Raw genomic sequence first — 20059 nt, forward strand, 5'->3', positions numbered from 1 at the left:
GCCGCTCAGCCCGTCTCGCCCGCACGTTCGAGGAGCCGCAGCCTGCGCTCCACGTGGTCGGGCAGTCGCCGCCGCCCGCGCGTCACCGCGGGCAGCCGGCGGAGCGCCTCGGTGAGCGCCCTCGCGTGCTCGCCGTCCGAAGCGGCCGCCCGGACGAGCCGCGCCGTGACCTCCGCACACCGGTCCGCGGGGCGGCGCAGCCACGTCGTCAGCGCCTCGTTGCGCAGCACCCGCGCGGCCTGGGCGGCCGACGTCTGGCGTATCGGCGAGGGCTGGTGGTGCGCCACCAGTTCCGGCGTGAAGCACAGGTCGCAGCCGGCCGCTGCCAGGTCCCAGGCCACCAGGCTCTCCTCGCCGCGGAAGTGCAGGATCGGGCTGAAGCCGCCGACGGCCAGGAACGCCGCGCTGCGGACGATGGACCCGCAGGACAGGAATCCGAGGATCGACGGTCCGGGCAGTGCCGGGTCGCGGCCCAGCGGGCTGGTGGCGAGCGCCGCGACCACCGGATCGTCGCGTTCGCCCGGCCAGACGGTCATCCGCCCCGCCAGCAGGGCCACCGACGGGTACGCGTCGAAGACCTCCTCGGCCCGCACGGTCGACTCCGGTTCCCACCAGGAGTCGTCGTCGCAGAACGCGACGAACTCGGTGCCGCAGCGTCGCACGCCGACGTTGCGTGCGACCGCGCCGAGGTTCTCGTCGAGCGCGACGACCTCGAGCCGGCCCGCCGCGGTCGCGGCGAGCCGGGTGACGGCCGCGACGGAGTCGTCGGCCGAACCGTTGTCCACCACGACGATCGGACAGGTAGTGGTATCGAGCAAGCGTGACACGACCGATGTCAGCTCCGAGCGGCGGTCCCGGCTCGCGATGACGAACGAGGTTCGCGAACTGCGTGATTCGGGCGTCATGGCAGGGGCGGCTACCCAGCGCGGTGCGGGCCGAAACGGCCCGGTGCGCGCCCTGGTGACCGGCGGATGCGGCTTCGTCGGCGGCCACCTGTGCGAGGCGCTGCTCGACCGCGGCGTCGAGGTCACCTGCCTCGACGATCTCTCGACCAGCGCCCCGGACGCCGCCATGCGCCTGGCGAACCGCACGGGCTACCGCTTCGTGCGCCACGACGTCGCCGACCCGCTGCCCGGTGAGCTGCTCGACGAGCCCGCCGACGTCGTTTACCACCTGGCGTCCCCGGCGTCCCCGGTCGACTACCTGCGGATGCCGACCGCCACGCTGCGCACCGGGTCGCAGGGGACGGCGAATGCGTTGGACTACGCAGAACGCCACGGCGCCCGGCTGGTGCTGGCCTCCACCAGCGAGGTGTACGGCGATCCGCTGCGGCACCCGCAACGGGAGGACTACTGGGGCAACGTCAACCCCATCGGGCCGCGCAGCGTGTACGACGAGGCCAAGCGCTTCGCCGAGGCGCTGGCCTTCGCCCACCACCGCGAGCGCGGCACGTCGATCGGCGTGGCCCGCATCTTCAACACGCACGGGCCACGGATGCGCGCCGACGACGGCCGGGCCGTCCCGACGTTCTGCCGCCAGGCGCTGCTGGGCGAACCGATCACGGTGTCCGGCAACGGTTCCCAGACGCGCTCGCTGTGCTTCGTCGACGACACTGTGCGCGGGCTGATCGCCTTGGGCGAATCCGATGTCACCGGGCCGGTCAACATCGGCAACCCGGAGGAGCGCACCGTGCTCGAGATCGCGGAGATGGTCCGCGAACTCGCCGGCAGCGCCTCGCCCATCGAGTTCGTCCCCGCCGTCGTCGACGACCCGTTCCGCCGCTGCCCCGACATCGGACTGGCTGCCGAGCAGCTCGGCTGGCGACCGCTGGTCGGCTACCGCGAGGGACTGGCCACCACCGTCGAATGGTTCCACCGCCAGGCCGACCGGCTGTTGGCGACCCCTGCAGGAGGAGGACTGTAGATGCGAATCCTGGGTATCAACGCCGTCTTCCACGACCCCGCCGCGGCGCTCGTCGTCGACGGCCGGGTGGTCGCGGCCGCCGAAGAGGAACGGTTCAGCCGGCGCAAGCACGGCAAGCAGGCCGTGCCGTTCTCGACCTGGGAGCTGCCCACCGCGGCGGCGAAGTGGTGCCTGGAGTACGCCGGCGTCGCCCCGGAGGAGATCGACGCCGTCGGTTACTCCTACGACCCGGCGCTCATGGAGGGCGAGAGCGACGACCTGCCCGGCCTCGACAACCGCTGGGAATGGGTGCGCACGATGTACGCCCAGCGCGCGCCGGGGTTCCTGGCGACCGCGCTGCCGGGACTGGACCCGGCCGTCGTCCGCCACGTCCGCCACCACGTCGCGCACGCCGCGTCCACCGCGCTGGCCGCGCCCGACTCCGACGCCGCGGTGCTGGTGGTCGACGGCCGCGGCGAGCGCACCTCGATGCTGGCCGGGGTGTACCGCGACCAGAAGCTCGACGTCCTCGCGACGCAGTCGCTGCCGCACTCGCTGGGCCTGCTGTACGAAGACCTCACCGCTCATCTGGGGTTCGCGCGTTCCAGCGACGAGTACAAGGTGATGGCGATGGGCTCCTACGGCAAGCCCACCTTCGCCGACGAGCTGCGCAAGCGGGTGTACGCCACCGACGACGGCGGGTTCCGCACCGAGCCGATCGACTGGCATGCCTTCGCCCCGCCGCGGCCCGCGGTGCCGGCCGAGGCCGCCACCGACACCGCCCCGGAGGCGGTGTACGCCGATCTCGCGTGCAGTGTGCAGACCGTCCTGGAGGAGGTGCTGCTGCAGATGGTGGCGTGGCTGCGTCGTCGCGTCGACACCGACCGGCTGACGCTGGCCGGCGGCGTCGCGCTGAACTGCGTCGCCAACACCAGGATTCACGCCGAGAGCGACTTCGCCCACGTGTGGGTGCAGCCTGCGGCCGGCGACTCCGGCACCGCGCTCGGTGCCGCGCTGGCAGTCGCGACCGATCTCGGCGAGACGGTCGCGCCGATGCCGACCGCGCGGCTGGGACGCGAATGGAGCGACGACCAGATCGCCCGCGCCCTCGACGACGCGCGGGTGCGCTACGAGCGTCCCGCCGATTTCGCGACGACCGTCGGCGACGCGCTCGCCGACAACAAGCTGGTGGGGTGGTTCCAGGGCCGCGCGGAATTCGGCCCCCGCGCCCTGGGCAGCCGCTCGCTGCTGGCCGATCCCCGGCAGACGGCGAACCTGGAGCGGCTCAACGCCGTCAAGGGCCGCGAGCAGTTCCGCCCCGTCGCACCGATGGTGCTCGCCGACCGTGCGGCCGAGATCTTCAGTCGCGGGCCGATTCCCAGCCCGTACATGCTGTTCGTGCATGACGTCGCCGAGCAGTGGCGCGACCGCATCCCGGCGGTGACCCACGTCGACGGCACGGCCCGCATCCAGACCGTCGACGAGTCACATCCGGCACTGCACGCCACCATCTCCCGGTTCGCCGAGCGCACCGGCGTGCCGGTGGTGGTGAACACCAGCTTCAACACCGCGGGACGGCCGATGGTCGACAGCCCCCGCGATGCGCTGGAGTGCCTGGGCAGTTCGCCGATCGACCTGCTCGCCATCGGACCCTTCGTGGTGTGGAAGCCGTGACCGGACCGGCTGATTCCGGCACGGCCGGCCCCGCGGCGAGCGGAGCCGAGACCGTCGCCGCCGACTGCACCGTGGTCATCCCGACCATCGGCCGGCCGTCGCTGCAGCGTCTGCTCGACGCTCTCGACGAGGCGACCGGGCCGGCGCCCGCGCAGATCTTCGTCGTCGACGACCGCCCGGTGCCGGAACCGGAACTCGCGGTGGTGTCCCAGTACCCGGTGACGGTGCTGCGCAGCGGCGGCCGCGGGCCCGCGGCGGCGCGCAACACCGGCTGGCGGGCCTGTTCCACCCGGTGGGTCGCGTTCGTCGACGACGACGTGCTGCCCGGGAGCGACTGGCTGGCCTGCCTCGCGGCCGACCTGGAGGCCGCCGAGGCCGCCGGTGCGGTGGGCTCGCAAGCCCGCCTCGTCGTCCCCGGCGATACGGCGCGGCCCGCGACGGACGACGAACGTCGCACCCTGCGGCTCGCCGACGCCCGCTGGATCACCGCCGACATGGCCTACCGGCGCGACGCGCTGGTCGCCGTCGGCGGCTTCGACCACCGTTTCCCCCGCGCCTACCGTGAGGATTCCGACCTCGCCCTGCGCCTGGTGTCGCGGGGCGCGCGCATCGTCGACGGGCGGCGTACCAGCACCCATCCGGTCGCAGCGTCGACGCCGCTCAGCAGCGTCCGCGCGCAGATCGGCAACCGCGACAACGCACTCATGCGGCGCAAGTTCGGTCGCGGCTGGCGCGAGCGCGTCGGGGAGGGCCGCGGGCGGCTGCCCGCGCACGTCGCCACCACCGCGGCCGCGCTCACCGCGGCGGGCACCGCGCTGGCCCGGCGCCGCACCCCGGCCGCGCTGGCGGCGGCGACGTGGGCGGCGCTGTTCGGCGAGTTCGCCGTCCGCCGCTTCCTCGCCGGGCCGCGGACGCCCGCGCAGGCCGGCCAGATCGCGCTGACGTCGCTGCTCATCCCGCCCGCCGCGGTGTGGCACCGGCTGGCGGGGGAGTGGATGCACCGCGCGGCAGCCCCCGAACCGGTGCTCGCCGTGCTGTTCGACCGCGACGACACCATCATCGAGGACGGCCCATTCCTCAACGACCCGAACGGCGTCCGGCCGCGGCCCGGCGCCGAGCGGGCGCTGCGTGCGCTGCGCGACCGGGGCCTGCTGGTGGCGGTCGTGACCAATCAGTCCGGCGTCGCCCGCGGCCTCATCACCACCGATCAGCTGCGCGAGGTGAACGCCGAGGTCGACGCCCAGCTCGGCCCGTTCGACAGCTGGCAGGTCTGCGTGCACGACGACGCCGACGGGTGTGAGTGCCGCAAGCCCCGCCCCGGGATGGTGCTGGCCGCCGCGGCGGCGCTCGGCGTGCCGCCGGAGCGGTGCGTGATGATCGGTGACACCGGTGGTGACGTGAACGCGGGGTTGGCGGCGGGTGCGGCAGCAGTGCTGGTGCCGACGGCGCGGACCCGGGCCGAGGAGGTCGACGCGGCGAGTGCGCATCCGCGTGCCCGGGTCGCCGACACGATCACCGACGCCGTGCACGCCGTCCTGCGGGAGGCGCGATGAGCACCGCCCTCGTCGCCCGCCTCGACAGCGCCGGCGACGTCCTCATCGCCGGGCCCGCGGTCCGCGCCGTCGCCGCCACGCACGGCGACGTGGTGTTGCTCGCCGGCCCGCGCGGGCGCGCGGCCGCCGAGATCCTGCCCGGCGTCGCCGAGGTCGTCGAGTGGCAGGCGCCGTGGGTGGACTTCGACGCGCCGGAGCTGACCGCCGACCACGTCGAGGGACTGCTCAAGCGCTTGGGCGACATCGCGCCCACCCACGCCTACGTCCTGACGTCGTTCCACCAGTCGCCGCTGCCGCTGGCGCTGCTGCTGCGGATGGCCGGCGTCGGCTGGATCGGCGCCATCTCCGAGGACTATCCCGGCACGCTGCTGGACCTGCGTCACCACGTGCCGTCCGGTGTCGCCGAGCCGCTGCGCGCGCTGTCACTCGTCGAGGCGGGCGGCTGCGCACTGCCACCCGGCGACGACGGCACCCTGAGAGTGGCCGTGCCGCAGTGCATCCCGGACGACGTGGTGCCGCTGCTGGGCGCGGGGCCCTACGTCGCCTTCCATCCCGGCGCGGCGGTCCCGGCCCGTCGCCCGACCGCCGAGCGCAGCGCCCGCATGGTGGGCGCACTCGTCGAGGCCGGGCACCGCGTGGTCGTCACCGGCGGCCCGGACGAGTGCGATCTCACGGCCCGGGTGGCCGGCACGCACGCCGTCGACCTCGGTGGCCGCACCGATCTGGGGGCCCTGGCCGCGGTGTTTGCCGGCGCCCGCGCGGTGGTGACCCCCAACACCGGGCCGGCGCACCTCGCCGCCGCCGTGGGCGTGCCGATCGTCTCGCTGTTCGCCCCCGTGGTGCCCGCCTCGCAGTGGGCGCCCTTCGGCCCGCGGGTGACGATCCTGGGCGACCAGGACGCGCCGTGCCGAGAGACCCGCGCCCGCGACTGTCCCGTCGAGGGCCATCCCTGTTTGGACGGAATCACCGATGCCGCCGTCGTTTCCGCGGTGGCGCGGTGGGGAGGAGAATCATGATCGCAACTCACTTCGAGGCACTCCGCGACGCCGTCGGACGCACCGCCGCGGACGCCGGACGGGTGGACGCCTGGGGTGAACACCTCGCCCGCGTGCTCACGTCCGGCGGCCGACTGCTCGCCTGCGGCAACGGCGGAAGTGCCGCCGAGGCACAGCATCTCACCGCCGAACTGGTCGGTCGCTTCCGCGACGAGCGCATGCCGCTGTCGGCGATCTCGTTGCACGCCGACACGTCCGCGCTGACGGCGATCGCCAACGACTACGGCGAGGACGAGATGTTCGCCCGCGGCGTGCGCGCCCACGGCAGGCCGGGCGACGTGCTGGTGGCGCTGTCCACCAGCGGCTCGAGCCGCAACGTGCTGTCGGCGGTGAAGGCCGCCCACGAGGTCGGCATGACGACCTGGGCGCTCACCGGGCCGGCACCCAACCCGCTCGAAGGCACCTGCCACGACGCCGTGTGCGTCGACGCGCCGACCACCGCGACGGTGCAGGAGGTGCACCTGCTGCTGGTGCACGCGCTGTGCCTGGCACTCGACGCCCGCCTGGTGACGGCGGACGCGCCGTGACCCGGGGACCGCTGGTCGTCGTCGGCGACGCGCTCCTCGACGTCGACCTCGAGGGGTCGGCGACGCGGCTCAGCCCCGAGGCGCCGGTGCCCGTCGTGGACACCGAGCGGGTGTGGCAGCGTCCCGGCGGTGCGGCACTCGCGGCGCTGCTCGCGGCCCGCCACGCCGACGACGTGGTGCTGGTCAGCGGCATCGCCGACGACTCGGGTGGCCGCATCCTGCGGCGGCTGCTGTCCGACGCCGGCGTCACCGTCGCGAGCCTGCCGACGAGGGGGTCGACGGTCACCAAGACCCGGGTGCGTGCCCGCGGGCAGTCGGTGCTGCGCATCGACCGCGGCGACGCCACGGTGTTGCGGGACCGGTTGCCCGCCGACGTGTCCGACGCGCTGATGGATGCCCGGGCCATCTGCGTCGCGGACTACGGCCGCGGCGTCACCTCGATTCCCGCGCTGCGCGCGGCGCTGGAATCGGCGGCCGGCCGCGTGCCGGTGGTGTGGGACCCGCACCCGCGCGGCTGCACGCCGGTCGCGGGATGCGCGCTCGTCACGCCGAACGAGGACGAGGCCAGGCAGCTGTTCGGCGACGCGTCCCCGGACGCGATGCGGCAGAAGTGGCGGGCCGGTGCGCTGTGCGTCACGGTCGGCCGGCGGGGTGCGCGGGTGTTCGAGCGCGACCAGCCGCGCCGCCACGTCGAGGTACCCCACGTCGTCGGCACCGCGCCCGCCGACGCGTGCGGAGCCGGGGACCGCTTCGCCGTCGCAGCGGCGGCGGCACTGGCCGACGGTGCCGACGCCCACGCGGCGGTGACCGCCGCCGTGGACGCCGCGGCCCGGTTCGTGGTGGCCGGCGGCGCGGCCGCCGTGTCCACCCTCGCCCCCGAGGACACCGGGTCGAGCGCCGCCGCGGGGGCGACGGGCGCGATGCCGGAGGCCGACGTGGTGGCGTGGGTGCGCGCCCAGCAGGCGAGCGGCCGAACGGTGGTCGCGACCGGCGGGTGCTTCGACCTGCTGCACACCGGGCACGTCTCGCTGCTGCGGCATGCCCGCCAGCTCGGCGACGCGCTGGTGGTGCTGGTGAACTCCGACGACTCGGTGCGCGGCCTGAAGGGCCCCGACCGTCCGGTGATGGCCGAGGCGGACCGGGCCCGGGTGCTCGCCGCGCTGGCATGCGTCGACGCCGTCACGGTGTTCGACGACGCCACTCCCAACCGCGTGCTCGACCTGCTCCGACCCGACGTGTGGGTCAAGGGCGGCGACTACGCGGCCGACGACCTGCCCGAGGCCGAGGTCGTCCGACGGCACGGTGGCGACGTGGTCATCGTGCCGACCGTCAGCGGTTACTCCTCCTCGCGCCTGATCGCCATGGCGCGCAACGACGAAAGGTCCTCCTCGTGACGAACGATCCCCAGGCCAACACCCCGACGTTCCCTCCCCGCGACTACACCCCGGCGCCCACGCCGCTGGGCAACGTCCTGATCACCGGTGGCGCCTCCGGCCTCGGTGCGGCGGCCGTCGACGCCGTCCTCCGCCACGGCGGCACGCCGCTGGTGATCGACCTCAAGGCGCCGGCCGCGGACGTCCCGCACGAGATCGCCGACCTGTCCGAGACCGAGACCGTCGACGCGGCGGTGCGCAGCCTCGTCGAGCGCGCCGACGGACCGCTGACGGGTGTGTTCACCGCCGCGGGCACCGACGCGTGCGGCGCACTGGACGACGTGCCCGCCAAGGAGTGGGAGCGGGTCGTCACCGTGAACCTGTTGGGCACCGCCGCGGTGGTGCGCTCGGCGCTGCCCTTCCTGCGGCAGAGCCACGGACGCGTGGTCACCTGCGCGTCGACGCTCGGCATCAAGGCGGTCGGCGACGCCACCGCGTACTGCGCGTCGAAGTTCGGCGTCGTCGGGTTCACCAAGGCGCTGGCCGCCGAACTCGCCGGCGAGGTCGGCGTGACGCTGCTGATTCCCGGCGGCATGTACACCGCGTTCTTCGACGGCCGCACCGACCAGTACAAGCCGCCGCCGGACGCGAAGCTCAACGAGCCGGCCAACGTCGCCGAGGCGGTCGTCTTCGCCCTGTCCCAGCCTGCCGGATGCGAGATCCGGGAGTTGGTGGTGGCCGCCGCCACGGAATCGTCGTGGCCCTGAGTACGGACCTTCCCGCCGGACGCGCCGAGGTGTACGTGCTGCGGGCCCTCGGTCTGGGGGATCTGCTCACCGGCGTGCCGGCGCTGCGCGGGCTGCGCCGGCACCTGCCGCAGGCCCGCATCGTGCTGGCCACCCCGGCACCGCTGCGCGACCTCGCGCTGCTCACCGGCGCGGTCGACGCGGTGGCGCCGGCGGCGGGGTTGGGCGATCTCGACCACCGGCCGCACCGGAGCCCCGACGTCGCGGTGAACCTGCACGGCCGCGGCCCGCAGAGCCTCGATCATCTGTGCGCGGTGACGCCCGGACGGGTGCTGAGTCACCGGCACCCCGCGCACCCGGAGGTCGACGGCCCGGACTGGGACGCCGACGTCCACGAGGTCGACCGCTGGTGCCGGCTGCTCGGCTGGTACGGAATCGGTTGCGACGCCGACGATCTGCTGCTGGCGCGGCCCGAGGGCGGCCCCGACGGTCGCGGCCTGGTCGTCGTGCATCCGGGGGCGGCGGCCGGTTCGCGCCGGTGGCCGGTCGAGCGCTTCGCCGCCGTCGCGGCGGCGCTGCACGCCGACGGGCACGACGTGGTGCTCACCGGCAACCGTGCCGAGGCGGACCTCACCCACGAGGTGGCGCGCCGGGCCGGCCTGCCCGCCGCGGCGGTGCTGGCCGGGACGCTCGACGTGCTGGGCCTGGTGGCGCTGATCCACGACTGCCGGCTGGTGGTGTGCGGTGACACCGGCGTCGGTCACGTCGCCACCGCCACCGGCACGCCGTCGGTGCTGCTGTTCGGGCCGACGTCGCCCGCGCACTGGGGCCCGCGCCGGCCCGGTCGCCACGTCGCCCTGTGGGCCGGCCGTACCGGCGACCCCCACGCCGGCGACCCCGACCCGGGGTTGCTGGCGCTTTCCACCACGACGGTGCTGGACGCCGTCGACGAAACGTTGAGGGAGTGCTCGTGATTCGCGCAGGTGTCGTCGGAGCGGGATACGTCGGCCTGACGACGGCGGTGTGCGTCGCCGAGCGCGGCGTCGACACGGTGTCGGTGGACACCGACCAGGCCCGGGTGGAGATGCTGACCGCGGGATTGTCGCCGATCGACGAACCCGACCTCGAGGACGCGATGCGGGCGGGCATGGCCGCGGGCCGGCTGCGCTTCACCGACCAGTTCGACGCCCTGGCCGACCGCGACGTCGTCTTCGTCTGCGTCCCGACGCCCAGCGGCGCCGACGGCGCGGCCGACCTGCGAGCGGTCGACGCGGTGGCCGACCGGCTCGCCGACGTCCTGGCGCCCGATGCGGTGATCGCGGTCAAGTCGACCGTGCCCGTCGGCACCACCCGGCGCCTCACCGAACGCGTCGCACACCGGGGGATCCGCGTGGTCTCGACGCCGGAGTTCCTCCGCGAGGGGCACGCGGTGCACGATTCACGGCACCCCGACCGCGTCGTCATCGGCGCGTTCGGCGACGCCGAGGCCGAGGTCGCGCTGCACGCGTGCGGCACGGCGGACGCCCCGGTGCTCCGCATGAGTCCGGAGAGCGCCGAACTCGCGAAGTACGCCTGCAACGCGTTCCTCGCCGTCAAGCTCTCCTACGCCAACTCGCTGGCCCAGTTGGCCTCGGCGCTCGACGCCGACGTCACCGACGTCACGTCGTGCATGGGTGCCGACCCGCGCATCGGCGGGGCGTTCCTGGCTCCCGGTCCCGGGTGGGGTGGCTCCTGCCTACCGAAGGACACCGCGGCGCTGCTGCACCTGGCGCACCAGGTCGACGTGCCCGTCGCCGAGGTGCGGGCGTGCCGGGAGACCAACGCGGCGCAGGCCGACCGGGTGGTGGCAGCACTGGGCCGTGCCATGACCGCGCCGTGGGAGTCGGCCACGGTCGCCGCACTCGGGCTGACGTTCAAGGCGGGCATCAGCGACACCCGTGACTCGCCGGCGCTCGAGGTCTGCCTGCGGCTCGCCGAGACCGGTGCCCAGGTACACGCGTTCGACCCGCGGCTGTCGGCCATCGACCCCGAGATCGTGAAGGCCGCCCGGGCCACGCCCATCGACGACCCCTACCAGGCGATGAAGGCCGTCGACGCGGTGGTGGTGCTCACCGAGTGGCCGGAGTTCCGGGACCTGGACTGGGCCGCGGTCGCCGAGGGTGCGCCCGACGCGGTGGTGATCGACACCCGCAACCTGCTCGATCGCGACGTCGTCGAACGCGCCGGGCTCACCTATCTCGGCAACGGCAGGCCCGCCGGCTACTGACCCGGCTAGAGGACCGGTCGCCCGCCGGTCACGGCGAGGCGGGCGCCGGAGATGTAGCTGCCCTCGTCGGAGGCCAACAGGACGTACGCCGCGGCGAGTTCGGCGGGCTGCCCGGCCCGGCCGAGCGGGGTGTCGTCGCCGAAGTTCTGGACCTTCTCACTCGGCATCGTCGCCGGGATGAGCGGCGTCCAGATCGGCCCGGGCGCAACGCTGTTGACGCGGATGCCCTTCTCGCCGAGCAGCTGCGCCAGGCTGGCGGAGAAGTTCGCGATGGCCGCCTTGGTGGCGGCATACGGCGCGAGCGTCGGTGACGGCATGTCGGAGTTCACCGACGAGCTGCCGATGATCGAGCCGCCGGACGGCATGTGTCCGACCGCCGCCTTCACCAGGTGGAAGTAGGCGCCGACGTTCAGCTTGAAGGTGTGGTCCCACTCCTCGTCGCTGATCTCGTCGAGGCTGTCGTGGGTCATCTGGTACGCCGCGTTGGACACCAGGACGTCCACTCGACCGAATTCCTCGACGGCGGTGGCGATGACGGCACGGCAGTGCGCCGGATCGGACAGGTCGCCCGCGACCGTCACCGCGCGGCGCCCCTCGGCCTCCACCAGCTTCGCGACCTCGGCGGCGTCGTCGTGTTCGTCGAGGTAGGAGATGAGGACGTCGGCGCCCTCGCGCGCGAAGGCGATGGCGACCGCGCGGCCGATGCCGCTGTCGGCGCCGGTGATGACGGTCTTCTTGCCGGTCAGCCGGCCGTTGCCGCGGTAGCTCCGTTCGCCGCAGTCCGGCGTGGGGTCCATGAGTGACTGCACGCCGGGGGGTTGCTGCTGCTGGTCGGGGAAGGGCATGAGGGTCCTCTCGTCGATGTGCCCGTGCTCGCGCGCCGCGGCCGGGGTGCGGCCGCGGGCGCTCGACAGGTACCCGCCGCGGCAGGGCTCACGCCACGGATTCGTTGTCCAGTGCGCGCCACGGTCCGTAGCTGACCACCCGCGTGATCAGCCGACCCTCGCCGATGAGGTCGAGCGTCCGCTCGGCTTCGTCCAGGTCCTCGGTGACCATGAGGATCGTCTTGCTGTTCGGCGTCTGGATGCCGTACTCGGTGACCGTCGCGGCGCCGTCCCGTGCTGCCATGTGTCCTTCTCCTCGCCCCCGGGTGCGCCGCGGATACCCAGCCGCGGTGCGGCGACACACCGGTGGGCGATGTCGTTTGTGCGAGCGCCGTGCGGGCATCCGTGCCGCCATGAAGCCGACCGACGTGCTGTCGTTGCCATTCGAATGGGGTTCCGCGGTGCGGCACGCCCGCATCTTCCATCCGCGCGGCGTCCTGCTCTCGGGGACCGTGGACCGCATCGCGCCCGAGGACCGCGGGTTGCCGCTGGTGTCCGGTCCGGTCGTCGCGCGGTTCTCCAAGGCGGTGGGGTTGCCCGGCGCGCTGCCGGACATCGGCGGGCTCGCGCTGCGCGTGCCGTCGGTCGATACGAGCCGCCCGGACTGGGACGTCCTGCTCGTCACCGTCTACCGCGGACTGCTGGGCCGGGCGATCCTGCGGCCGGTCACGTCCTGGCAGGGCCCGGTGTTCTCGACGCTCGCCCCGCTGGAGCACGACGGGCAGACGTGGTGGCTGCGGGCGAGGATCGACAGCCGCATGGACGGTGGCGGGCTGACGTTGGACGGCGTGGCCGCGCAGGTTCGAGCGACCGGGGTGGAGATCGACGTCGAGCAGGCGCTCGGCACCGGCGACTTCGAGCCGCTGGCCCGGCTCTCGCTGACCGGCGAGACGCCGCGCGGCGACGTGTCGTTCGACCCGGTGCGCAACCGGGCGCCCGGTGTGCGGTTGCTGCCCGGCTGGCTCAACGACCTGCGCGAGGCGGCGTACCGGCGCAGCCGGGAGGGCCGGCACGCGGACGTTTGAGATCGCGCATTGGCGGGTAGGTGGCCGCGCAGTCTTCGAACGAGGAGCGGTCATGCGCGACGACTTCCACCAGCAGCTCGACACGCTGCGCGACGACCTGGCGAGGATGTGCACGCTGGCAGGGACTGCCCTGCGGCACGCGACCGCCGCGCTGCTGGACGGTGATCAGGAAGCTGCCGGGCTGGTGTTCGACGACGTCGAGCGGTTGCGGCTGCTTCAGGGCACCGTCGAACGGCGGACGGTCGTCATCCTCGCCCGACAGGCACCGGTCGCCGGTGACCTCCGCACGGTGGTGTCGGCCATCCGGATCGCCGCCGACGCCGACCGCATGGGTGGTCTCGCCGCCCTGGTGGCCCGCATGGCCGTTGCCCGTCATCCCGGCCGCGTCCTGCCCGACGACCTGATCGACACGTTCGGGCGGATGGCCGACATGGCGATCGAGTCGGCCGACCGCTGCGTCGACGCGGTGCGCACCGGTCACCTCGACCTCGCCGGGGACATCCGCGAGCGCGATGACGCCGTGGAGGAGATGCATGCCGACCTCCACCGCAGGGTGGTCGGTGCATCCTGGCCGCACGGGTGCGCCGTCGCCAGTGACGTCGTGCTGCTGGGCCGGTTCTACGGCCGCTTCGCCGACCACGCGGCCGAGATCGCCCGGCGGGTGCGATTCCAGGCCGCCGGCGTGACGGCGGGCATCTGACCGTCGTTCACCGACGACGTATTCGCCTGCGGGACTGGACTTCGCGAGGCGGATGATCCGCTGCCGACTCGCCGCGCCGGGCGTGCCGGTGTGATAGATGTTCCTGCTGTGGTCGTCGCGTCAACCCCCGAGCCGGCGGAGGGCTTCGAGTGGGTGGGCAGCTTCCGCTACCTGCTCGCCGAAGGCACCTGGGAGTGGTCGGACGCGGTGGCCCGCATGCACGGCTACGAGCCGGGCACGGTGATGCCGACGACGGAGCTGATCCTGTCGCACAAGCACCCCGACGACAAGGCCGCGGTCTCGGAGATCATCACCAGGGTGCTGCGGGAGGGGGCGGCCTTCAGCAGCAGGCATCGCATCATCGATGCCTCGGGCGGTGAGCACGTCGTCGTGGTCGTGGGCGACGAACTGCGCAACTCCTCGGGTGAGGTCATCGGTACGTCCGGTTTCTACATCGACGTCACCGAGTCGTTCGAAGCCGACATGCAGCGGTCGGTCAGTCGCGTCGTCGCCGAGGTCGAGCAACGCCGCGCCGTCATCAATCAGGCCATCGGCATCATCCGCATGACCTATGGCGTCTCGGCAGAACGCGCCTTCGAGGTCCTCGTCTGGCGGTCCCAGGATGCCAACGTGAAGCTGCGGCAGATCGCGGAGAACTTCGTTGAACGGCTCTCGGGTCATCCGTTCGATCCGACGGTGCGCGGACAGATCGACCACGTCCTGCTGACCGCGCACGACGACGCCGAACGGACCGGGTCCTGACCGACGGCCCGGGCAGGACAGTTTGCGAAGTCGGGGAGTCGGGTAGCCTACGTCGACAGCGAGTTCAGACGTCAGCTCGAATGCTGCACGCGGGGAGCCCCTCATGCACAGCGCTCGACTCGATCACGCCACCCTTCAGCGCGAGGCCGGACGGCTTCGTCGACGAGACTTCGCGCACGACGACGTGGACGAGATCCGTCGTCATCTCGGCCGGTTGTACGACACCGACCTCGCCATCGAACTCCTCGACCGCCCGTCGCACGGGCCTCGGGAGCGGCCATCGGTGGCGCACCGGCGCATCGACGCGGGCGCCTTCGCGCTCGAGGACGTCCGGCACGGCGGTCACGCCGCCGCGCGGGCCGACGACGTCCCGGTCATAGTGGTGCTCGCACCCGTCGACGGCGCCGTCCACAGCTGCATCCGCGATCGCGCGGCCGATGCCGGCCCGGGCACCTTGGTGCTGGCCGCAGCGGGACGTGGACCCGTGGAACTCCGCAGCCGCGAGGCCACCCTCAAGACGGTGGTCCTCGGCCACGACCTCGTCGACCGCGTCGCGCGCGAGGCCGCCGGCAAGCCCGAGGGTTCGGGTGTGCAGTTCACCGACGTAAGGCCGCGGAGCCAGGCGGCTGCCGAGGCACTGCTCAAGGCGCGCCGCTACGTCGAGCAGACCGTGCTCGGCAGCGCCGACGTCGCGACACCGCTGGTCCTCTCGGCCGCGGCGCGGTTGCTGGCGGCCACTACGCTGGCCGCGTTCCCGAACACCGTGACCGACGGCGAACCCCATCGCGACCGCGGGCAACACCGCCAGCCGGTGCACGTGCGGCGCGCCATCGATTACATCCACGAGCACGCCGGCACCGACATCGGAATCTCCGACGTCGCCGCGGCCGTGTGCGTGACGCCGCGGGCGCTGCAGTACGTCTTCCGGCGCCACCTCGATACCACGCCGATGGCCTACCTACGGACGGTGCGTCTGTCGCGGGCGCACGACGACCTGCTGCGCGCCGATCGCAGCGCGGCCACCGTCACGTCCATCGCCGCGCGGTGGGGATTCGCGCACACCGGCCGATTCGCGGTGCTGTACCGCGAGGCTTACGGGCAGAGCCCGCACGTCACGCTGCGGCAGTGAGCCGCAGCGTCACTGCGTCCGGGGATCGTCATCTCTTCAGGGGATCACTTCTTCAGGGGATCGTGGCCCCAGTTCATCAGTGAGTACCGCCATGGCGTGTCCTCGACGTCGCCGGACGGCTTCTGCGCCTGGTGGCGCTTGACGTAGCCGACGACCTTGCGCATGTGCGCGTAGTCGTCCGAGGACAGGTCGCCCTTCTTCTTCTCCAGGATCTTCACGATGTGCCGTCCGCTGGCGTGGCCGGTGGACTCGGAGTCGCCGGACTTCTGCCCGACCTTCTTCGATTCATCGGTGTCCAGGAACGTCTCGAGCTGCTTGGCCGTCATGTTCACGGCTTCCTTGAATTCGTCGTACGTGGTGTCGTCGTCGTCGCTCATGTCCTCGGCTCTCGTCGGTGGCTCTCGTCGGTTGGGTGCGTGATTTCCCGGTCGGCGGGGCGACAAACGATTGTGACGTCGCGGGGACGTCCGCGGCGGTGGCGTTTCGCAACGGGGCGCCCGGGTAACGGCCACACGTGTCGGCCGCCCCTGCGCGCCGACGACGACGAAAGGGGCGACCATGGCCGTCACGCACTGGAGGAACGCCGCAACGGGAGCCGGGTTCGCCGCGTTGCTCGCGCTCACACCGATCCTTGCGGCATGCAACGGCGAGGACTCCGCCCCCACCTATTCCAATACCAGTGAGACCTCGAGTTCGTCGTCCCCGAGCCCGACGCCGTAGCGGCGCGAACCCGTCTGCGGGCAGGAACGCGAAGCCATTTCGCGAAGAGTGCATGCCGGACGGTTGGCCGCTGCACGAACAGATCGCGCGGGCGTCGAAGAGCCCGTCCCCGGGAAGCGGCTGTTGTACGGGGTGCTTAGCCGGGCTGCCGGTTGACGCGTCGGGGAGCGCCCGTTCCGATCTTGATGCATCCGGAGCACAATGATCGTGGCCCTCCAGCCTCGCGGGGTGACGCATCGTCTGCTCCTGGAGGTCGAGGACGTTGACCACCGATCGCACCGCCGCTTCTCCCGCCGTCGGCCGCGCCGCCAGCCGCGGCCCCGCCCACGACGACGAGCACCGCTACGCCCGCGTGCAGACGATGTTCCGCGAATTGCGGACGCTGCCGGTCGAATCCGTCGAGCATCGGCGGCTGCGCGACGAGATCATCGGTTCGGCACTGCCATTGGCAGACCACGTCGCACGCCGCTACACGCGCAGCAATGAGTCCTACGAGGACCTGGTGCAGGTCGCGCGCGTCGGCCTGCTGAACGCCGTCAACCGCTACGATCCCGACGCCGGCGACTTCCTGGCCTACGCCGTGCCGACGGTGATGGGCGAGGTGAAGCGGTACTTCCGGGACTGTGGCTGGGCGGTCAAGGTGCCGCGCCGCCTGAAGGACGTCTACCCGCGGATCGCCCCGGCGACAGCCGAACTCACGCAGCGCCTGGGCCGCGCGCCGACGCCGAGCGAAGTCGCCGCCGAGATGGGCATCGATCGCGAGGACCTCGTCGAGGGGATGCTCGCCGGCGAGTCCTACTCGACGCGTTCCATCGACGCCGTGATCGGCGACGGGGACGACGGGCACGCGATGGTGGACCGGCTCGGCGCGCTCGATCCCAACATCCGGTTCATCGAGGACCGCGAGGACCTGCGCACCCACCTCGCACTCCTGTCGCGCCGGGAGCAACAGATCCTCAAGATGCGGTTCTTCGAGTCGCTCACCCAGAGTGAGATCGCCGCACGAGTCGGCGTGTCGCAGATGCATGTGTCGCGGTTGCTCGCCCAGGCGCTGACCACGCTGCGCGACGCGATGAGCGACTCGCCGGCGCCGCTGTCCCGCGCCGGGTGAGTCGCACTGCGGCGCCGACGGGTTGACGGGCTCGCGGGCGGGTAGGTTCCCACCATGTCCGATCCCGCCCTTCGCGGCGTCGTTGCCGTCGGTGCGTCTGCCGGAGGAGTCGAGGCGCTCAAGGACTTCGTTGCCGGCCTGCCCGAGGGCTTCGGATACGCAGTTCTCGTCGCGCTGCACACCGCGCCAGGATCGCCCGGCGTACTCGGCCGCATCCTGGACCGCTGTGGGCCATTGAGCGCCGCCACCGCGCACCACGGCGAGCCCCTACGGCCGGGGCGCGTGTACGTAGCGGTGCCCGACCGACACATCATGGTCGACGACCGTCGGGTGGTGTTGTCCCGCGGCCCGTCCGAGGGTCGACACCGCCCCGCGATCAATCCGCTGTTCCGGTCCGTCGCGTTGCACCATGGTCCGCGCGGGGTCGGCATCGTGTTGTCGGGTGTCCTCGACGACGGCGTCTCGGGGCTGGGCGCCGTCCACGACCGCGGGGGCCTGACCGTCGTCCAAGACCCCGACGAGGCGCTCTATTCGGACATGCCGCTCAACGCGCTCGCGGCGGTGCCGGTCGACCACACCCTCAAGGCGGCCGAAATGGGTGCGATGCTCTCGAACCGCCCCTGGCCGCTCGGCGCGGTCACCGACCTGCCGCCCGACCCGTCGCTGGAGATGGAGCAACGAATCGCCATGGGATCTCCCTATGCCAGCTCTGGTGCAACGCAACTCGGTCCGCCCTCGGGTTACTCCTGCCCGGATTGCAATGGCGGCCTCGTGGAGGTGGGACCGGGCAACTACCGGTGCCGTGTCGGGCACGCGTGGACGCCAAACGCGCTCTTCGACGCCTGGGACTCCGAATCGGAGAACGCCTTGAGCATGGCGGTGCGCAGCTTGGAGGAGAAGGCCCGCCTCGCCCGCCACCTCGCCGGGACGGTGAGCCCCGGCATGCTGCAACGTCGCTACGCCGAGATCGCCGACGAGGGCGATGCAGCCGTGGAAGTGCTTCGGGCGCGCCTAGATCGGGCTCGCGAGGAGATGGACGGTGAGTGACCATTCCCTCGTGACGGTCGAAGTCAACCGCCGCGAGGCCTGCGTGGAGTTGACGTTCGATGGCACGCTCGACGGCAGGACTTACCGGGAGGTGCGCGACGCCGTGGTCAAGGCGGCCATCGATGAACCGCACGTCCTGGTCCTCGACGTCACGAACCTGCAGGCGCCCCTGCCGTCGGCGTGGTCGGCGTTCACCAGTGCCCGTTGGCTGGTGGTTCGGTGGCCCCACGTCCCGATGGGTCTGGTATGCACCTACGCCAGTGGCAGGAGAACGTTGCGCCGCAACGGAATCGGACGTTATCTCCCCATCTACGGATCATCGGAGGCAGCGTCCGCCGCCCTGACGGTCGATAGGGAACGCGATGTCAGGCAGCGCGCACGACAACGCTGGCCTGCCCATCGGTCGTCGGTGGCGGCGGCACGGCGCTTCGTGGTGGACGTGCTGCACGACTGGGGTGCGGACGACATGATTCCGGCGGCGTGCGTGGTGGCCACCGTCCTGGTGGAGAACGTGCTCGTGCACACGGACAGCGAACCGGACGTGCGGCTCGAGTCGGACGGCGACAAGGTGACGGTCGCCGTCGCGGACGGCAGTGCAGCTCTGGCCGAGATGCCCGAGCGGGCCGAGGCCCACGGTGTCATGACCGACCTCGTGATGGTCAGCGCGCTGTGTGCCGCATGGGGTAATTCGCCCACTGCCGACGGCAAGGTGGTCTGGGCGGTGCTGACCCCGCGCAGTCGGATCTGACCCCCCGGGAGCGTTTCGTCCCCGGCCCGTCGGGTATCGACTCCTCAGCTTCCGAGGAGGTATGGCGATGAGCACGGCATCCGAGGCCAGGTCCGGCGCCCCCGGCGCGCCGAACGCCCCCGAACCGACGGTAGGCGAACTGCTGGGCCGACTGTCCGAGCAGACGTCGCGGCTGGTGCGCGACGAGATGAAGTTGGGGCAGAAGGAGTTGCAGCACTCAATCACGCATGCCGCGGTCGGTGCCGGGCTCGGTGGCGCCGCCGGCGTGCTGGCGCTGTTCGGCTTCGGCGTGCTGCTGGCTGCGATCGTCGCGGCGCTCGCACTGGTCCTGCCGGTGTGGGCCGCGGCGCTGATCGTGGCAGCCGTGCTGTTCGTCGGCGCCGCGATCGCCGGTCTACTCGGCCGCAAGCAGGTGGCCGAGGTCGCTCCCGTCGCGCCGAAGACCGTCGACACGGTGCGCGACGACATCCGCGAGGTCAAGGAGGCCCGCCGTGCCTGACGAACGTGAACCCGGCCCCGACGCCAGCATCGACGACATCCAGGCCGACATCGAGGCCACCCGGGCCGAACTCGCCGACACCGTGAGCGCGCTCGCCGACAAGGCGGACGTGAAGGGTAGGGCGCAGGACAAGGTCGCCGAGACCCGTGAACGGGTCGCCGAGTCGGTGCAGGACACCAAGGAGACGGTGGTCCGCACCACGCACCAGGCCACCGAGACGGTCACCCAGAACCGCGGGGCGAGCATCGGCGCCGTCGTCGCCATCGCTGCCGTCGTCGGGCTGGTCGTCTGGCTCCGCCGCCGCAACGCGTAGACAGGCGCCCTTCGGCGTCGACCGC

22 protein-coding genes are annotated in these 20059 nt (G+C 72.5%); 18 read left to right on the forward strand and 4 right to left on the reverse strand.

Going from position 1 to position 20059, the window contains the following annotated elements:
- Nucleotides 1-5: 5 nt before the first annotated feature.
- The gene (locus FZ046_RS09900) at nt 6-905 is read right to left on the reverse strand and encodes a glycosyltransferase family 2 protein (protein ID WP_070355816.1); all 900 of its coding nucleotides are present in this window, start codon (nt 903-905) and stop codon (nt 6-8) included.
- Here FZ046_RS09900 and FZ046_RS09905 point away from each other — a divergent pair.
- The 9 genes from FZ046_RS09905 to FZ046_RS09935 all read left to right on the forward strand — a co-directional run bounded on the left by FZ046_RS09905 (nt 904) and on the right by FZ046_RS09935 (nt 11096).
- On the forward strand, nt 904-1923 hold the full coding sequence (locus FZ046_RS09905) for an NAD-dependent epimerase/dehydratase family protein (protein ID WP_083298545.1): 1020 nt from the start codon (nt 904-906) through the stop codon (nt 1921-1923). The two genes, FZ046_RS09900 and FZ046_RS09905, sit on opposite strands and share 2 nt — an antisense overlap.
- Nucleotides 1924-3576, forward strand: a complete 1653-nt coding sequence (locus FZ046_RS09910; RefSeq protein WP_070355818.1) for a carbamoyltransferase family protein — start codon at nt 1924-1926, stop codon at nt 3574-3576.
- A complete protein-coding gene (locus FZ046_RS09915; RefSeq protein WP_149484238.1) occupies nt 3573-5129 on the forward strand; it encodes an HAD-IIIA family hydrolase in 1557 nt (518 codons plus the stop codon). The genes FZ046_RS09910 and FZ046_RS09915 overlap by 4 nt, the downstream gene beginning before the upstream one ends.
- On the forward strand, nt 5126-6145 hold the full coding sequence (locus tag FZ046_RS27355) for a glycosyltransferase family 9 protein (protein WP_070353533.1): 1020 nt from the start codon (nt 5126-5128) through the stop codon (nt 6143-6145). Before FZ046_RS09915 ends, FZ046_RS27355 begins: the two co-directional genes overlap by 4 nt.
- Nucleotides 6142-6711 (forward strand): D-sedoheptulose-7-phosphate isomerase, encoded by a 570-nt coding sequence (locus tag FZ046_RS27360; RefSeq protein ID WP_070353534.1) that lies wholly within the window; start codon nt 6142-6144, stop codon nt 6709-6711. The genes FZ046_RS27355 and FZ046_RS27360 overlap by 4 nt, the downstream gene beginning before the upstream one ends.
- On the forward strand, nt 6708-8105 hold the full coding sequence (locus tag FZ046_RS27365) for a PfkB family carbohydrate kinase (protein WP_070353535.1): 1398 nt from the start codon (nt 6708-6710) through the stop codon (nt 8103-8105). The genes FZ046_RS27360 and FZ046_RS27365 overlap by 4 nt, the downstream gene beginning before the upstream one ends.
- Nucleotides 8106-8170: 65 nt before the next feature.
- Entirely contained in the window at nt 8171-8851 is a 681-nt protein-coding gene (locus FZ046_RS09925) for an SDR family oxidoreductase (RefSeq protein ID WP_070353593.1), read from the forward strand.
- On the forward strand, nt 8842-9804 hold the full coding sequence (locus FZ046_RS09930; protein ID WP_070353536.1) for a glycosyltransferase family 9 protein: 963 nt from the start codon (nt 8842-8844) through the stop codon (nt 9802-9804). Before FZ046_RS09925 ends, FZ046_RS09930 begins: the two co-directional genes overlap by 10 nt.
- Nucleotides 9804-11096 carry a UDP-glucose dehydrogenase family protein gene (locus FZ046_RS09935; protein WP_070353594.1) on the forward strand — a complete coding sequence of 431 codons (1293 nt, stop codon included), beginning with the start codon at nt 9804-9806 and terminating at the stop codon, nt 11094-11096. The genes FZ046_RS09930 and FZ046_RS09935 overlap by 1 nt, the downstream gene beginning before the upstream one ends.
- A gap of 5 nt (nt 11097-11101) precedes the next feature.
- Here the strand turns inward: FZ046_RS09935 and FZ046_RS09940 are convergent, their stop codons facing one another.
- Both FZ046_RS09940 and FZ046_RS09945 read right to left on the reverse strand, forming a co-directional pair.
- A complete protein-coding gene (locus FZ046_RS09940) occupies nt 11102-11941 on the reverse strand; it encodes a glucose 1-dehydrogenase (protein ID WP_070353537.1) in 840 nt (279 codons plus the stop codon).
- A gap of 88 nt (nt 11942-12029) precedes the next feature.
- Nucleotides 12030-12224: a hypothetical protein gene (locus tag FZ046_RS09945; RefSeq protein ID WP_070353538.1), complete on the reverse strand. Its 195-nt coding sequence runs from the start codon at nt 12222-12224 to the stop codon at nt 12030-12032.
- Nucleotides 12225-12333: 109 nt separating this feature from the next.
- Between FZ046_RS09945 and FZ046_RS09950 the strand changes: the two genes are divergently transcribed.
- The 4 genes from FZ046_RS09950 (at nt 12334) to FZ046_RS09965 (ending at nt 15596) form a co-directional block, all read left to right on the forward strand.
- Nucleotides 12334-13005: a phosphodiesterase gene (locus tag FZ046_RS09950; protein WP_070353539.1), complete on the forward strand. Its 672-nt coding sequence runs from the start codon at nt 12334-12336 to the stop codon at nt 13003-13005.
- A 52-nt stretch (nt 13006-13057) separates the two neighbouring features.
- Complete coding sequence (locus tag FZ046_RS09955) at nt 13058-13705, forward strand: phosphate signaling complex PhoU family protein (RefSeq protein WP_070353540.1); 648 nt, start codon at nt 13058-13060, stop codon at nt 13703-13705.
- A gap of 108 nt (nt 13706-13813) precedes the next feature.
- On the forward strand, nt 13814-14467 hold the full coding sequence (locus FZ046_RS09960; RefSeq protein ID WP_246182953.1) for a PAS and ANTAR domain-containing protein: 654 nt from the start codon (nt 13814-13816) through the stop codon (nt 14465-14467).
- Between the two features lie 103 nt (nt 14468-14570).
- On the forward strand, nt 14571-15596 hold the full coding sequence (locus FZ046_RS09965) for a helix-turn-helix transcriptional regulator (protein ID WP_149484239.1): 1026 nt from the start codon (nt 14571-14573) through the stop codon (nt 15594-15596).
- 44 nt (nt 15597-15640) lie between these two features.
- On the opposite strand, the gene FZ046_RS09970 is transcribed toward FZ046_RS09965, so the two are convergent.
- Nucleotides 15641-15973 carry a DUF3140 domain-containing protein gene (locus tag FZ046_RS09970; protein ID WP_070353543.1) on the reverse strand — a complete coding sequence of 111 codons (333 nt, stop codon included), beginning with the start codon at nt 15971-15973 and terminating at the stop codon, nt 15641-15643.
- Nucleotides 15974-16677: 704 nt separating this feature from the next.
- Here FZ046_RS09970 and FZ046_RS09975 point away from each other — a divergent pair.
- The 5 genes from FZ046_RS09975 (at nt 16678) to FZ046_RS09995 (ending at nt 20034) form a co-directional block, all read left to right on the forward strand.
- On the forward strand, nt 16678-17427 hold the full coding sequence (locus FZ046_RS09975) for a SigB/SigF/SigG family RNA polymerase sigma factor (RefSeq protein WP_083298274.1): 750 nt from the start codon (nt 16678-16680) through the stop codon (nt 17425-17427).
- Between the two features lie 54 nt (nt 17428-17481).
- On the forward strand, nt 17482-18474 hold the full coding sequence (locus FZ046_RS09980; protein WP_070353544.1) for a chemotaxis protein CheB: 993 nt from the start codon (nt 17482-17484) through the stop codon (nt 18472-18474).
- A 10-nt stretch (nt 18475-18484) separates the two neighbouring features.
- Nucleotides 18485-19222 carry a hypothetical protein gene (locus FZ046_RS09985; protein ID WP_083298262.1) on the forward strand — a complete coding sequence of 246 codons (738 nt, stop codon included), beginning with the start codon at nt 18485-18487 and terminating at the stop codon, nt 19220-19222.
- Nucleotides 19223-19283: 61 nt separating this feature from the next.
- A complete protein-coding gene (locus FZ046_RS09990; RefSeq protein ID WP_083298263.1) occupies nt 19284-19721 on the forward strand; it encodes a phage holin family protein in 438 nt (145 codons plus the stop codon).
- Entirely contained in the window at nt 19714-20034 is a 321-nt protein-coding gene (locus FZ046_RS09995) for a DUF3618 domain-containing protein (RefSeq protein WP_070353546.1), read from the forward strand. Before FZ046_RS09990 ends, FZ046_RS09995 begins: the two co-directional genes overlap by 8 nt.
- Nucleotides 20035-20059 lie beyond the last annotated feature (25 nt).

Source organism: Mycolicibacterium grossiae (assembly GCF_008329645.1).
GTDB classification, from domain to species: domain Bacteria; phylum Actinomycetota; class Actinomycetes; order Mycobacteriales; family Mycobacteriaceae; genus Mycobacterium; species Mycobacterium grossiae.

What these genes read in the sequence shown, in the direction of transcription:
- FZ046_RS09905 (WP_083298545.1), top strand. Translation starts at nt 904, where the DNA reads ATGGCAGGGGCGGCTACCCAGCGCGGTGCGGGCCGAAACGGCCCGGTG.
- FZ046_RS09900 (WP_070355816.1), bottom strand. Translation starts at nt 905, where the DNA reads ATGACGCCCGAATCACGCAGTTCGCGAACCTCGTTCGTCATCGCGAGC.
- FZ046_RS09910 (WP_070355818.1), top strand. Translation starts at nt 1,924, where the DNA reads ATGCGAATCCTGGGTATCAACGCCGTCTTCCACGACCCCGCCGCGGCG.
- FZ046_RS27355 (WP_070353533.1), top strand. Translation starts at nt 5,126, where the DNA reads ATGAGCACCGCCCTCGTCGCCCGCCTCGACAGCGCCGGCGACGTCCTC.
- FZ046_RS27360 (WP_070353534.1), top strand. Translation starts at nt 6,142, where the DNA reads ATGATCGCAACTCACTTCGAGGCACTCCGCGACGCCGTCGGACGCACC.
- FZ046_RS09940 (WP_070353537.1), bottom strand. Translation starts at nt 11,941, where the DNA reads ATGCCCTTCCCCGACCAGCAGCAGCAACCCCCCGGCGTGCAGTCACTC.
- FZ046_RS09945 (WP_070353538.1), bottom strand. Translation starts at nt 12,224, where the DNA reads ATGGCAGCACGGGACGGCGCCGCGACGGTCACCGAGTACGGCATCCAG.
- FZ046_RS09950 (WP_070353539.1), top strand. Translation starts at nt 12,334, where the DNA reads ATGAAGCCGACCGACGTGCTGTCGTTGCCATTCGAATGGGGTTCCGCG.
- FZ046_RS09955 (WP_070353540.1), top strand. Translation starts at nt 13,058, where the DNA reads ATGCGCGACGACTTCCACCAGCAGCTCGACACGCTGCGCGACGACCTG.
- FZ046_RS09965 (WP_149484239.1), top strand. Translation starts at nt 14,571, where the DNA reads ATGCACAGCGCTCGACTCGATCACGCCACCCTTCAGCGCGAGGCCGGA.
- FZ046_RS09970 (WP_070353543.1), bottom strand. Translation starts at nt 15,973, where the DNA reads ATGAGCGACGACGACGACACCACGTACGACGAATTCAAGGAAGCCGTG.
- FZ046_RS09975 (WP_083298274.1), top strand. Translation starts at nt 16,678, where the DNA reads ATGTTCCGCGAATTGCGGACGCTGCCGGTCGAATCCGTCGAGCATCGG.
- FZ046_RS09980 (WP_070353544.1), top strand. Translation starts at nt 17,482, where the DNA reads ATGTCCGATCCCGCCCTTCGCGGCGTCGTTGCCGTCGGTGCGTCTGCC.
- FZ046_RS09990 (WP_083298263.1), top strand. Translation starts at nt 19,284, where the DNA reads ATGGCGATGAGCACGGCATCCGAGGCCAGGTCCGGCGCCCCCGGCGCG.